The following is a 13,588-nucleotide window of genomic DNA, read 5'->3' as shown; positions in this document are numbered from 1 at the left end:
GAATAAACGCCACGTAGAGTGGCGTGTGTTTTTTAGGAGGATTCATGTCTCGTGTTCAATCTGGCATTCTGCCAGAACATTGTCGCGCCGCCGTTTGGCTGGAAGCGAGTATTCAGGGCGATTTCGATGCTATTCGCCAGGGTTGTAAAACCTTTAATCAATCACTGACTGCGTTTCAGGATAAATTCCCTGATGCGAATTTAGGTGCTGTGGTGGCGTTTGGTCACGATCTATGGCGCGATCTCAGCGGCGGTGTGGGTGCGGCCGAGTTGAAAAACTTTGCTCCATTGGGCAAAGGTCTTGCGCCAGCAACGCAACATGACGTGATGATCCATATTCTTTCTCTGCGCCATGACGTGAATTTCTCTGTGGCACAGGCAGCGCTTGCAGCATTTGGCGACGCGCTGAAAATTGAAGAAGAAATCCATGGTTTCCGCTGGGTTGAAGAGCGCGATTTAAGTGGTTTTGTTGATGGCACCGAAAACCCGCAGGGCGAAGAAACGCGCCGTGAAGTAGCGGTCATTAATGATGGCATCGATGCAGGTGGTAGCTACGTGTTCGTGCAGCGTTGGGAGCATAATCTCAAACAGCTAAACCGCATGAGCGTGAACGAGCAGGAGATGATCATTGGCCGTACTAAAGAGGCCAACGAAGAGATTGACGGTGATGAGCGCCCGGAAACATCTCACCTGACGCGTGTCGATTTGAAAGAAAATGGTAAAGGCCTGAAAATTGTGCGCCAGAGCCTGCCATACGGCACGGCGAGCGGTACCCACGGCCTGTACTTCATCGCTTATTGCGCCCGTTTGCATAACATTGAGCAGCAACTTCTGAGCATGTTTGGCGAAACCGACGGTAAGCGTGATGGCATGCTGCGTTTCACCAAACCGGTAACCGGCGGGTATTATTTCGCGCCGTCTTTAGACAAGCTTCTAAACCTGTAAGGGCTACCTTACTCGCCATTCTGGCACCGGGCAGTGCTCAAAATCCTCACGTACTTCATGTACGCTCCGGTTTTTGCGCGCTGGCCGTCGTCAGACTGCCTTCACCGCTAACGCCCTACCTTTGATACCTGAAATAATTAGACCCAACACAGCCGTAACTTGAGGGCTGGCGGGTATATATCCCTTTCTTATTGCAAATCACCAAACGATATATAAAACCGTTACAGCTTTGACACTCGTTATAAATACACTGGTAACCATAAAGCTCGATCGTTATCACATTTATAAGGGTGCCCAATGGCAATGACATCGGTTAAAAAAGTCTGGAGTGCTTTGGTTGTTTCTGCGTTGCTGGCAGGTTCAGCTCATGCCACGGAACTGCTGAACAGCTCTTATGATGTGTCTCGCGAGCTTTTTGCCGCGCTCAATCCTGCCTTCCAGAAACAGTGGGCTGAGGAAAATAACGGCGACAAGCTGGTGATTAAACAATCTCATGCCGGGTCATCAAAACAAGCGCTGGCGATTTTGCAGGGCTTAAAAGCAGACGTTGTAACTTATAACCAGGTTTCGGATGTGCAGATCCTGCATGACAAAGGCAACCTGATTCCCGCCGACTGGCAGACCCGTTTGCCAAACAACAGTTCGCCGTTCTATTCCACCATGGCGTTCCTGGTGCGCAAGGGCAATCCTAAAAATATTCACGACTGGAGCGACCTGGTTCGCCCGGACGTAAAGCTGATTTTCCCTAACCCAAAAACTTCAGGTAATGCCCGTTACACCTACTTAGGTGCATGGGGTGCAGCCAACAAAGCTGACGGCGGCGATAAAGCCAAAACAGAACAGTTCATGACCCAGTTCCTGAAAAACGTTGAAGTGTTTGACACCGGCGGCCGTGGTGCAACCACCACGTTTGTTGAGCGTAACCTGGGTGATGTGTTGATTAGCTTTGAGTCCGAAGTTAACAACATTAGCAAACAGTACGAGAAAGATGGCTACGAAGTGGTTGTGCCAAAGGTCAACATTCTGGCGGAGTTCCCGGTGGCCTGGGTCGATAAAAACGTCAAAGCCAACGGCACTGAAAAAGCAGCAAAAGAGTATCTGAACTTCCTGTATAGCCCGGCGGCACAAACCATCATCACTGACTATTACTACCGTGTGAATAACCCGGAAGTGATGGCAAAACTGAAAGATAAATTCCCTCAGACCGAATTGTTCCGTGTGGAAGATGAGTTCGGTGGCTGGCCAGAAGCGATGAAAACCCACTTTGCCAGCGGCGGTGAGTTTGACCAGTTGCTCGGCAAGGGGCGTGAGTAATGTTTTCTGTTGCCTCCAAGCGGGTGCTGCCGGGCTTTACCTTAAGCCTCGGCACCAGTTTGCTGTTTGTTTGCCTGATTTTACTGCTGCCGTTAAGTGCGCTGGTGATGCAACTCTCTGAGATGACGCTGGCGCAGTATTGGGAAGTGATCACCAACCCGCAGGTGGTGGCGGCATATAAAGTCACGCTGCTGTCTGCGGGTGTGGCGTCTATCTTCAACGGTTTCTTTGGCATGTTGATGGCGTGGATCCTGACGCGCTACCAGTTTCCGGGCCGTAGCCTGCTTGATGCATTAATGGATTTACCCTTTGCTCTGCCCACTGCCGTAGCGGGTTTAACGCTTGCCGGGCTGTTTTCAGTTAACGGCTGGTACGGCGAATGGCTGGCGCAGTTTGGCATTAAAGTGACGTACACCTGGCTGGGTATTGCCGTGGCAATGGCATTTACCAGTATCCCGTTTGTAGTGCGAACCATTCAACCCGTGCTGGAAGAGTTAGGCCCGGAATATGAAGAAGCTGCGGAAACGCTGGGTGCGACGCGCTGGCAGAGTTTTCGCCGCGTGATTTTACCGGAGCTTTCTCCGGCGCTGATGGCGGGTGTAGCACTTTCATTCACCCGTAGCCTGGGTGAATTCGGCGCAGTAATTTTCATTGCCGGCAACATCGCCTGGAAGACCGAAGTCACCTCACTGATGATTTTTGTGCGTTTGCAGGAGTTTGATTACCCGGCAGCCAGTGCGATTGCCTCGGTGATCCTTGCCGCTTCACTGCTGCTGCTGTTTACCATTAACACGTTGCAAAGTCGCTTTGGTCGGCGCGTGGTAGGTCACTGATGACGGACGTAACTGAATTGAAAAGCTATCGCCGTACTGGATTTAACTGGGGCAAATGGACGCTGATAGGCCTCGGCGTACTGATTTCGTTTTTGCTGCTGGTGGTGCCAGTGGCATCGATTTTCGCTCAGGCCTTCTCGAAAGGGCTGATGCCTGCGCTGCGCAATATTGTTGACCCGGATATGCTGCACGCCATCTGGCTCACCGTAATGATTGCGCTGATTACCGTGCCGGTGAACCTGGTGTTCGGTATTTTGCTGGCATGGCTGGTGACACGCTTTGATTTCCCTGGCCGCCAGTTGTTACTGACGCTGCTGGATATTCCATTCGCGGTTTCACCCGTAGTCGCAGGACTGGTTTATCTGCTGTTCTACGGTTCGAATGGCCCGCTGGCAGGCTTCATGGATGCGCATAACATCCAGATTATGTTCGCCTGGCCGGGCATGGTGTTGGTGACTATCTTCGTGACTTGTCCGTTTGTGGTGCGCGAACTGGTGCCAGTGATGTTGAGCCAGGGCAGCCAGGAAGACGAAGCAGCGATTTTGCTCGGCGCTTCGGGCTGGCAGATGTTCAGACGCGTTACATTACCCAATATCCGCTGGGCGCTGCTGTACGGCGTGGTGTTAACCAATGCTCGCGCCATTGGTGAGTTTGGTGCCGTGTCGGTGGTTTCCGGTTCTATCCGCGGTGAGACATTCTCACTGCCGTTACAAATTGAATTGCTACAGCAGGACTACAACACCGTTGGCTCGTTTACCGCTGCGGCGTTATTAACCCTGATGGCAATCGTTACGTTGTTCTTAAAGAGTGCGGTGCAGTGGCGTTTGAATAGCCAGGAAAAACGCCTGCAACAGGAGGGGAATCATGAGCATTGATATTACCAATATTAAGAAATCTTTTGGTCGCACCCAGGTGTTGAATGATATCTCGCTGGATATCCCTTCTGGCCAAATGGTGGCATTGCTTGGGCCGTCAGGTTCCGGTAAAACCACGCTGCTGCGTATTATCGCGGGCCTTGAGCACCAGAACAGCGGGCGCATTAGTTTCCACGGCACCGATGTGAGCCGCATTCACGCGCGTGACCGCAAAGTGGGCTTTGTGTTCCAGCATTACGCACTGTTTCGCCATATGACGGTGTTCGACAACATCGCTTTTGGCCTGACGGTTCTGCCGCGCCGCGAACGTCCTTCTTCCGCAGCGATTAAACAGAAAGTCACTCGTTTGCTGGAGATGGTGCAGTTATCCCATCTGGCAGATCGTTTCCCGGCACAGCTTTCCGGTGGGCAGAAGCAACGTGTGGCGTTGGCACGTGCGCTGGCGGTTGAACCGCAAATCTTGCTGCTTGATGAGCCATTCGGTGCGCTGGATGCACAGGTACGTAAAGAGTTGCGCCGCTGGTTGCGCCAGTTGCATGAAGAGCTGAAATTCACCAGCGTATTCGTGACCCACGACCAGGAAGAAGCGATGGAAGTCGCGGACCGCGTGGTGGTCATGAGCCAGGGGAATATTGAACAAGTTGATACGCCGGAAGCGGTATGGCGCGAACCCGCGACTCGTTTCGTGCTGGAGTTCCTTGGTGAAGTGAACCGTATGAAAGGCGTTGTGCGCGGCAGCCAGTTCCATGTTGGCGCACACCGTTGGCCGCTTGGCTTTACACCTGCGCACCAGGGGCCTGTCGATTTGTTCTTACGCCCATGGGAAGTGGACGTCAGCCGCCGTACTAATCTGGATTCGCCACTGCCAGTTCAGGTGCTGGAAATCAGCCCACGTGGGCATTACATGCAGCTGGTTGTGCAGCCGTTGGGCTGGTATGACGAACCGTTAACGGTTGTGCTGCGCGAAGACTATGTTCCTGTGCGTGGTGAGCGTCTGTTTGTCGGCCTGCAACATGCGCGCTTGTATGATGGGAAGAACAGAATTCACAGTACTTATAATGGCCAGGTAGACCTCGCGCAATCCGCCTGATAAGTTTACTGAACAACACGACACGCAAAGGCGGCCCACGTGGCCGCTTTTCTTATTTTCTGGACAGGCAAGTGAACACCTTAGAAAGCACGATTGGCAATACACCTCTGGTTAAATTGCAGCGCACCGGCCTTGATAACGGCAGTGAAATTTGGGTGAAGCTTGAGGGGAACAACCCCGCAGGCTCGGTTAAAGACAGAGCTGCACTTTCGATGATTGTACGCGCAGAAGCTCGCGGTGAAATCTCCCCAGGAGATACGCTCATTGAAGCGACCAGCGGCAATACCGGGATTGCATTGGCGATGATTGCAGCGCTTAAAGGCTACCGAATGAAGCTTTTAATGCCTGACAACATGAGTATGGAACGCAAAGCGGCGATGCAGGCTTATGGCGCAGAATTGATTCTGGTGACCAAAGAGCAGGGCATGGAAGGCGCACGCGAAATGGCACGTTTGATGGATGAACGAGGCGAAGGCAAAGTCCTCGACCAGTTCAACAACCCGGATAACCCATACGCGCACTACAGCACAACCGGGCCGGAGATCTGGCAGCAGACACAGGGTCGTATTACGCATTTTGTTTCCAGTATGGGAACCACGGGTACAGTCACGGGCGTCAGCCAGTTTATGCGCGAACAAGACAAACCAGTCAAAATTGTTGGTTTACAGCCTGAAGATGGCAGCAGTATTCCGGGGATTCGCCGCTGGCCAGAAGAGTGGCTACCGAAGATCTTCAACCCTGCTTTGGTTGATGAAGTGATTGATATGTCACAGGTTGAAGCCGAGAGAACGATGCGCAAACTTGCCCGTGAAGAGGGGATTTTCTGCGGCGTGAGTTCCGGCGGTGCAGTCGCGGGTGCATTGCGTGTTGCACAGGCAAATCCGGGGGCTGTTGTCGTAGCAATTATCTGCGACCGCGGCGATCGATATTTATCGACGGGAGTATTTGGCGAAGAGAGTTATTCGCAAGGCTCAGGAATATAATTTCAGAATATTAATCGTGTAGGGTGATAAGCCACGCCCTACAAAATCGTTACCTCGCCATCCCCCCTCTAATCTGACTTATTAAGAAAAAATGATAGTAACGTCACGGTGACTTACGCCGCAGTGCCATCTTGCCATAATGACTTGTCATTAATATTAAGTTCTAATATCTCTATCACCACGATGTAATAAATAACTGGCAGGTGAATAGATGGAAATTAAACAACCACAAGATTTTTTTCTTTCAGAGGCACACGCCTTCTGCTTATTTATGTTGGATAACCAGGAAATGGCAGATGCCCACGGCCATGATTTTGATGAGCTGGTTATTGTGCGTAGCGGCAGCGGTTTTCATATTATTAACGATCAGGTGGAGTTGGTTTATACAGGTGACTTCTTTTTTGTTTCGGCGAATGACACTCATTATTACGAGTCGACTAATAATCTTTCCCTTATTAATCTCTTATTTCATAAAGACCGGCATTTTGGTTTCATACATAATATTGATGCATTGTTGGATGTTGTCCGAGAGACGACTCAACCTTCAGTGAGAGAACTGCTCACTTTAAACGAAAGTGAACTGCAGAAAATCGTCGGGTTAACGGAAGAAGTCACAGCCAGGCGAGATGATCATTTTGATGCAGTTTACTTTTCTGCTACAGAAGCAGCCATTCTGGAAATTGTCTCTTTGCTGTGTCGCTGCATTGCCCGCCGGGGAGAAAGAAATCGTCACCGTGAAAGTAGCGGGCAAAAAATACTGAATTATGTTCGCCAGAACTATTGCCGACATATAAATTGGGACGCTTTGTGCGAAGAGTGTGGGATGGCGAAACGCACGATGTTTCGTTTCTTTAAAGAGATGACCGGTACCACACCCGAGAAATTCCAGCAAATTTGTTGCTTGTTAAAGGCTCAGGAACTTTTACGGACTACCGATCGGCCGATTAAAGATGTGGCATTATTTTGCGGCTTTATTAACGCCTCACGTTTAACCGATGTGTATAAAAAGAGATTTTCTCGTACACCCTCGCAGGAAAGACATCTAAGTTATTCAATTACAGAATTATAGCCATATTTTTCATATTCATCATTTTTTATGGGAATAAGTAATACATGACGTAAACAATAATTTAATGGAGTCAATATTATGGATAAAACAAAAATCATTAACCCTTGGTATGTGGGGGTTGTTTCGGGAATGGCATCTTATATCGACTCGGCCGCCATTGTTTCCAATGGCACAGCGTTAGTTATTTATCAGAAAGCGATTGGCATTACTTCGGCTGATATTGGTGTACTTTCCGGCGTATTAACTCTATGCATTGCAATTGGCGCATTTTTAGGTGGCAGGTTGGGCGACCGCCTCGGCAGGAGAAAAGTGTTTATTGCCACTATGGCAATGATTGTTTTGGGATCGCTGATGCTGGCGTTTGGCAAGGTCTTTGTCATTTTGCTGGCCGGTACGATGTTTGTTGGCCTGGCGACAGGAGCCGATTTGCCGGTTTCTTTGGCAACGATTGCTGAAGCGGCCTGTGATAAAAACCGTGGCAAGATTATCGGATTATCTAACCTGTTGTGGCTGGTAGGTATCAGCACCACCATGGGAATTTCAGCCGTCGTCGGGGGTTGGGGGCAATTGGGTGCACAAATTATGTACCTTCATGTGGGCATTGTCGCCGCCGTGTTGCTGCTATTACGTTGGACGATTCCTGAATCGCCAATGTGGTTACTTGCTCGTGACGAGAATCGCCGTGGGGCGACAACGGTTCGCGCACAGAAATCGTCGTTTAAAGATTTACTGCATGGGAAATATTTATGGCCGTTTGTAGCGTTATGCTTTTTTTATACGCTGGTGAATCTGGCGGCAAATACCGGCGGCCAATTCGGGACTTATGTTGCCGTGAATGTAGTCGGCATTACGGTTGAGGAAAATTCTCTGTGGAATTTATTGTTGATGCCCGTAGGAGTATTATCTGGTTTGCTCTTTATGAAGATGGTAGACACCTCAAAAAGAATGCTGGTTTTTATTATTGGCGCATTCTTCTTCGCTGGCGGTTTCTTTATGCCCGTATTACTTAATTTCTCGCCATTATCGTGGTTCTGCTTCCTTTTATTTACTGCTACCGGCAGTGGTATGGCTTTTGAAGGTATTATGAAAGTGTGGTCGCAGGAATCATTTCCGACCATGCTTCGTTCAACTGCTCAGGGGGCGATTGTGGGTGTGGCACGTTTATCATGTGCATTATTAGCCTTTGTCACTCCCGTTTTACTCGATGCTGGACCGGTAGCACTTTACTCCATCTTTTCTGCAATTGTTGCTCTAGGTATGTTTATTGGTTGGCTGTGTTTTCATCGCCAACAAAGAAATGAATTTTCCAGTGAAGGCGAAATGGTAGTGGAAAAATATCCCAGAGTCCCTTTATTACCTGCCGAAGCGATGCGGATAAAATAAATATCGGATCTGCAAAATATTGAGTTATCAAAGGAGCCTGTCATTATGCTGTCAGTCAAAAAGGTCACGCTTGACTATGAGTTATCTTTATCGGGTATCGATGCTTTTCCAGTCATCGGTTGGGAGATTGAAAGTAACCAAAGGAATGTGAAGCAAGTTTGTTATCAGTTACAGGTGAGTGATGATAAATACTTCGATGCTGTTTTATTTGATAGCGGAGTAATCAGTAGTGACGCTTCGGTGAATGTGAATATTAATGAAATTTTACTGCATCCCTCAACACGTTATTTTGTCCGTGTGAAAATTAAAGATAACCATGGTGAGGAAAGCCTGTGGAGTACCGCCGCAGAATTTATTACTGGGCTGCTGGATACCCCCTGGTCAGGGGATTTTATATCTGCTGAAACTCTTGCAGATAAAGATAATTCAAAAGTCACACTATTAAGAAAAACCTTTTCACTCAACAACGACAGTGCGGTGGTTTCCGCTTATTTGCATGTATCAGCTTTAGGGGTTTATCGGTTTTATCTTAATGGAGGCAAAGTCGGTAATGATGAGCTAACGCCAGGCTGGACGAGCTACCACAACCATTTGCTTTATCAAACTTACGATTTGAGCGAGCAACTCAAGCCGGGTGAGAACGCTATTGGCGCTGAGCTGGGGGCTGGCTGGTATAAAGGTGATATGGGCTTTACCCGCGACAGGAATTATTACGGCGAACAGACCGCACTTATCTGCCAACTGGTGATTCATTATGAGGATGGAACCCGGCAGATTGTGGTCAGCGATAATTCCTGGCGTGGCGAAGATTCACCGATTATGTTCTCTGAGATTTACGACGGTGAAATTTGCGATGCAAGCTTTGAGCAAGAAGGCTGGAATAAAACGGGATTTGATGACGCTCACTGGCGCCCTGTCAGCCTGGTTTCTTATGATAAAAAAGTGCTCACCGCGCAGGGCGCCTGCAAAGTAAAAAAAATAGCCACGCTGGAACCCACTTCGATTATCACGACGCCGCAGGGCGATACGGTTATCGACTTAGGGCAAAACCTGAGTGGCTGGGTTGAATTCAAAGTAAATGGCAATCGGGGTGACAAAGTTATTCTGCGCCATTTCGAGACGCTGGATGCTCAGGGAAATGTTTATCTGGATAATCTGCGTTCAGCGAAACAACGTGTGGAGTATGTTTTAAAAGGCGGGGAGACGGAGGTTTATCACCCTCGCTTTACCTGGCAGGGTTTTCGCTACGTAAAAGTCGAAAGCTACCCTGGAAATGTCAGCCCTGAGAATTTCAAAGCTGTGGTGCTGCATTCAGATATGACTCAAACCGGTCATTTCAATTGTTCAAATGAAGATTTAAACCAGCTTCATCACAACATTCTGTGGGGGTTAAAAGGGAATTTCATTGATGTCCCGACCGACTGCCCCCAGCGCGATGAAAGATTGGGCTGGACAGGGGACGCACAGATATTTTGCCGCACGGCCAGTTACCTGATGCATACGCGTAATTTCTTTGCGAAATGGCTCCGGGATCTGCAACACGACCAGACGCCAGAAGGCGGTGTGCCGCACGTCATTCCTGATATTCTCACCGGGCATTGCGCGAATGATATCAACCTGGCCGAGGGAGGAACGCACTCAGCAGCGGCGTGGGCAGATGCCGCGGTTATCAATCCGTGGACGATGTACCTGATGTATGGCGACACTCGCGTTCTGGAAAACCAGTATCAGAGCATGAAAGGTTGGGTGGATTTTATGCTCACGCATTCCGAGAACCTGATCTGGCGTTATAAATTGCAGTTTGGCGATTGGGTTGCGTTGGATGCGAAAGAGGGGAGTTATTTTGGCGCGACGCCAACGGATCTTGTCTGCACGGCTTATTTTGCTTACTCCACACAACTATTCAGCCAGGCCGCCAAAGCACTCAATCGAACAGAAGATTTTGAGCGCTACAGCACTTTGCATCAGCAAATCGTTCAGCGTTTTCAGGATGAGTTCTTCACTCCCTCAGGCAGGCTTGCGGCCAGAACGCAGACTGCGCATATTCTGGCGCTCTATTTTAACCTGGTGCCAGAATCGTTCCGGGAACGTACCGTGAATACGCTTGTGGAACTCCTGCGCGAGCATGATGGCCATTTGGTGACCGGTTTTGTGGGTACCCCTTATTTTTGCCATGCACTGAGCCAGAATGGGCGGGAACAAGAGGCGTGGGAACTGCTGCTTAAGGATGATTTTCCCTCCTGGTTGTATCAAGTAAAAGCAGGTGCAACGACCATCTGGGAGCACTGGGATGGTATGAAGCCTGATGGCTCGATGTGGAGCGCCAATATGAACTCGTTTAACCATTATGCGTATGGCGCGGTAGGGGAGTGGCTGTATCGCTCCGTTGCGGGTATTGAGGCAGACGCTGATGAACCAGGCTTTAAGCATGTGATTATCGCACCGACGATTGGCGGCAACGTTTCCTGGGTAGATGCGGCTTATGACTCCGTTTACGGTGAAATTAAGGTTCGCTGGCAAGTGAGACAAAGCAGAGTGGGGGATATTGTGACGTTGGACGTTAAGGTTCCACATAACACACATGCGACCCTAAAACTTTCGGGCATCGGAGAGCTGCTGTCAGCTCGGGATATGGTCTTTAAGCTGCAAGAGAATAGCGGATTTGCAGAGGTAGGATCGGGAGATTATAAGGTCGAATATCTGCGCGCATAAAATTCAGTGCCAGACATAGACGAAAAAAAACCGGAAATAGACATTTCCGGTTTTTTTATTCATTGCAGGGAGATGACCTGCCGCGTGAATCTTACTTCTTGATGCGGATTACCGGGGTTTCGCCCACAGTCACGCTACCAGTCAGTTTGATCAGCTCTTTGATTTCGTCCATGTTGGAGATAACAACCGGAGTCAGGGTAGACTTCGCTTTCTCTTCCAGCAGGGCCAAATCGAACTCGATAACTACGTCGCCTTTCTTAACGCGCTGGCCTTCTTCTGCGATGCGTTTGAAGCCTTCGCCTTTCAGTTCAACAGTGTCGATACCGAAGTGGACGAACAACTCAATGCCGCTATCGGATTCGATAGAGAAAGCATGGTTAGTTTCGAAGATTTTACCGATGGTGCCGTCAACCGGAGCAACCATTTTGTTGCCAGTCGGTTTAATTGCAATACCATCACCAACAATCTTCTCGGCGAAAACCACATCTGGAACATCTTCAATGTTAACGATTTCGCCAGAAAGTGGGGCAACAATCTCAATGGTTCCGGTGTCTTTTTTATCATCAGAAACCAGAGATTTCAGTTTATCAAACAAACCCATGATCTTCTCCTAAGCAGTAAATTGGGCCGCATCCGGTGGATTAGCAGATTGTTTTTTCTTCAATGAACTTGTTAACCAGCATCATTAACTCGTCCGTTGTCGGTTGAGCAAGTGCTTGCTCTGCTAACACCTTCGCATCTTCGAAGTTCGTGTTACGAATAATCTTCTTAATGCGCGGGATAGAAATGGAACTCATACTAAATTCGTCCAGACCCATTCCCAGCAACAGAAGTGTAGCACGTTCGTCGCCTGCAAGCTCACCACACATACCGGTCCATTTACCTTCTGCATGAGAAGCATCAATAACTTGCTTAATCAGAGTCAGTACAGACGGTGACATTGGCTGGTAAAGATGTGAAATCATATCATTACCGCGGTCAACTGCCAGGGTGTACTGCGTCAGGTCATTGGTACCGATACTGAAGAAGTCGACTTCTTTAGCCAAATGGCGAGCAATCGTGGCCGCAGCCGGAGTCTCAACCATCACGCCAACTTCAATAGTTTCGTCAAACGCTTTGCCTTCTTCACGCAACTGCGCCTTCATGATTTCGATCTCAGCTTTCAGTGCACGCACTTCTTCAACAGAGATGATCATTGGGAACATGATACGTAATTTACCGAATACAGAAGCACGCAGGATAGCGCGAACCTGAGCGTACAGGATCTCTTTACGATCCATGGCGATACGTACTGCACGCCAGCCCAGGAACGGGTTCTCTTCTTTCGGGAAGTTCATGTACGGCAGCTCTTTGTCGCCACCGATATCCATGGTACGTACGATAACTGCTTGTGAGCCACAGGCCTCAGCAACAGCTTTGTACGCCGCGAACTGCTCATCTTCAGTTGGCAGTGAATCACGGTCCATGAACAGGAATTCTGTACGATACAGACCTACACCTTCTGCACCATTACGCTCAGCACCGTCGACATCACGAACAGTACCAATGTTTGCGCATACTTCTACCTGATGACCATCGAGAGTGATTGCTGGCAGATCTTTCAGTTTTGCCAGTTCAGCTTTCTCAGAAGCTTCTTGCTGCTGTACAGCACGCAGAGCTTCGATCTCTTCGTTGGTTGGGTTAACGTAAACTTTATTGTTAACAGCATCGAGGATCAGGTAATCACCGTTCTTCACCTGGCTGGTCACGCTACCGGTACCAACAATCGCAGGCAGTTCAAGAGAACGCGCCATGATGGAGGTGTGGGAGGTACGGCCACCGATATCGGTGATGAAACCCAGAACCTTTTGCAGGTTAAGCTGTGCGGTTTCTGACGGAGTCAAATCTTTAGCGACCAGGATAACTTCATCTTGGATGGAGCTAAGGTCAATAATTGCCAGACCAAGGATATTGCGCAGCAGACGCTTACCGATATCACGTACGTCAGCCGCACGTTCTTTCAGGTATTCATCGTCTAATTCTTCCAGCGCGATCGCCTGGCCTTCGATAATTTCGTGAGCAGCTGCATCAGCAGTCACTAACTTATCGGTGATAAGGGCTATGATTTCCTGCTCAAGCTCTTCGTCTTCCAGCAACATAATGTGGCCTTCGAAGATAGCTTCCTTTTCTTCACCGAAGGTCTCGCCAGCTTTAATTTTGATCGCTTCTAACTGTGCCGACGCTTTAGCGCGCCCACTTAAGAAACGTTCAACTTCCTGCGCAACTTTGTCGGCAGAAATTTTCTTCCGGTCGATGACAATTTCATCTTCCTTCAGCAAAAGTGCCTTGCCGAAAGCGATACCCGGGGATGCTAAAATGCCTGAAATCATAACCCTACCTTACTTG

General features: G+C 49.1%; 11 protein-coding genes. 9 read left to right on the top strand and 2 right to left on the bottom strand.

The window, feature by feature from the left end; translation table 11 throughout:
• Window positions 1-44: 44 nt before the first annotated feature.
• The 9 genes from M977_RS05390 to M977_RS05350 all read left to right on the top strand — a co-directional run bounded on the left by M977_RS05390 (window position 45) and on the right by M977_RS05350 (window position 11,203).
• Complete coding sequence (locus tag M977_RS05390) at window positions 45-944, top strand: Dyp-type peroxidase (RefSeq protein WP_064512924.1); 900 nt, start codon at window positions 45-47, stop codon at window positions 942-944.
• A 297-nt stretch (window positions 945-1,241) separates the two neighbouring features.
• The gene (locus tag M977_RS05385; RefSeq protein WP_064512922.1) at window positions 1,242-2,258 is read left to right on the top strand and encodes a sulfate ABC transporter substrate-binding protein; all 1,017 of its coding nucleotides are present in this window, start codon (window positions 1,242-1,244) and stop codon (window positions 2,256-2,258) included.
• Entirely contained in the window at window positions 2,258-3,091 is an 834-nt protein-coding gene (gene cysT, locus M977_RS05380; protein ID WP_064512920.1) for a sulfate/thiosulfate ABC transporter permease CysT, read from the top strand. The genes M977_RS05385 and cysT overlap by 1 nt, the downstream gene beginning before the upstream one ends.
• Window positions 3,091-3,966, top strand: coding sequence for a sulfate/thiosulfate ABC transporter permease CysW (cysW, locus tag M977_RS05375; RefSeq protein ID WP_064512918.1), 876 nt, complete (start codon window positions 3,091-3,093; stop codon window positions 3,964-3,966). Before cysT ends, cysW begins: the two co-directional genes overlap by 1 nt.
• Window positions 3,956-5,056 (top strand): sulfate/thiosulfate ABC transporter ATP-binding protein CysA, encoded by a 1,101-nt coding sequence (gene cysA, locus M977_RS05370; protein WP_064512916.1) that lies wholly within the window; start codon window positions 3,956-3,958, stop codon window positions 5,054-5,056. The genes cysW and cysA overlap by 11 nt, the downstream gene beginning before the upstream one ends.
• Window positions 5,057-5,127: 71 nt before the next feature.
• Window positions 5,128-6,039, top strand: a complete 912-nt coding sequence (gene cysM, locus M977_RS05365; RefSeq protein WP_064512914.1) for a cysteine synthase CysM — start codon at window positions 5,128-5,130, stop codon at window positions 6,037-6,039.
• A 211-nt stretch (window positions 6,040-6,250) separates the two neighbouring features.
• Window positions 6,251-7,108: a helix-turn-helix domain-containing protein gene (locus tag M977_RS05360; RefSeq protein ID WP_064512912.1), complete on the top strand. Its 858-nt coding sequence runs from the start codon at window positions 6,251-6,253 to the stop codon at window positions 7,106-7,108.
• Between the two features lie 78 nt (window positions 7,109-7,186).
• A complete protein-coding gene (locus tag M977_RS05355) occupies window positions 7,187-8,491 on the top strand; it encodes an MFS transporter (RefSeq protein WP_064512910.1) in 1,305 nt (434 codons plus the stop codon).
• Between the two features lie 45 nt (window positions 8,492-8,536).
• Window positions 8,537-11,203: a glycoside hydrolase family 78 protein gene (locus tag M977_RS05350; RefSeq protein WP_064512908.1), complete on the top strand. Its 2,667-nt coding sequence runs from the start codon at window positions 8,537-8,539 to the stop codon at window positions 11,201-11,203.
• Between the two features lie 91 nt (window positions 11,204-11,294).
• On the opposite strand, the gene crr is transcribed toward M977_RS05350, so the two are convergent.
• Window positions 11,295-11,804, bottom strand: a complete 510-nt coding sequence (gene crr / locus M977_RS05345; protein ID WP_034459029.1) for a PTS glucose transporter subunit IIA — start codon at window positions 11,802-11,804, stop codon at window positions 11,295-11,297.
• 40 nt (window positions 11,805-11,844) lie between these two features.
• The gene (gene ptsI, locus M977_RS05340) at window positions 11,845-13,572 is read right to left on the bottom strand and encodes a phosphoenolpyruvate-protein phosphotransferase PtsI (protein WP_064512905.1); all 1,728 of its coding nucleotides are present in this window, start codon (window positions 13,570-13,572) and stop codon (window positions 11,845-11,847) included.
• Window positions 13,573-13,588 lie beyond the last annotated feature (16 nt).

The organism is Buttiauxella gaviniae ATCC 51604, from assembly GCF_001654835.1.
GTDB lineage: Bacteria > Pseudomonadota > Gammaproteobacteria > Enterobacterales > Enterobacteriaceae > Buttiauxella > Buttiauxella gaviniae.
This window is presented reverse-complemented; position numbering and strand designations above follow the sequence as displayed.

What these genes read in the sequence shown, in the direction of transcription:
- M977_RS05390 (WP_064512924.1), top strand. Translation starts at nt 45, where the DNA reads ATGTCTCGTGTTCAATCTGGCATTCTGCCAGAACATTGTCGCGCCGCC.
- M977_RS05385 (WP_064512922.1), top strand. Translation starts at nt 1,242, where the DNA reads ATGGCAATGACATCGGTTAAAAAAGTCTGGAGTGCTTTGGTTGTTTCT.
- cysT (WP_064512920.1), top strand. Translation starts at nt 2,258, where the DNA reads ATGTTTTCTGTTGCCTCCAAGCGGGTGCTGCCGGGCTTTACCTTAAGC.
- cysW (WP_064512918.1), top strand. Translation starts at nt 3,091, where the DNA reads ATGACGGACGTAACTGAATTGAAAAGCTATCGCCGTACTGGATTTAAC.
- cysA (WP_064512916.1), top strand. Translation starts at nt 3,956, where the DNA reads ATGAGCATTGATATTACCAATATTAAGAAATCTTTTGGTCGCACCCAG.
- M977_RS05360 (WP_064512912.1), top strand. Translation starts at nt 6,251, where the DNA reads ATGGAAATTAAACAACCACAAGATTTTTTTCTTTCAGAGGCACACGCC.
- M977_RS05355 (WP_064512910.1), top strand. Translation starts at nt 7,187, where the DNA reads ATGGATAAAACAAAAATCATTAACCCTTGGTATGTGGGGGTTGTTTCG.
- M977_RS05350 (WP_064512908.1), top strand. Translation starts at nt 8,537, where the DNA reads ATGCTGTCAGTCAAAAAGGTCACGCTTGACTATGAGTTATCTTTATCG.
- crr (WP_034459029.1), bottom strand. Translation starts at nt 11,804, where the DNA reads ATGGGTTTGTTTGATAAACTGAAATCTCTGGTTTCTGATGATAAAAAA.
- ptsI (WP_064512905.1), bottom strand. Translation starts at nt 13,572, where the DNA reads ATGATTTCAGGCATTTTAGCATCCCCGGGTATCGCTTTCGGCAAGGCA.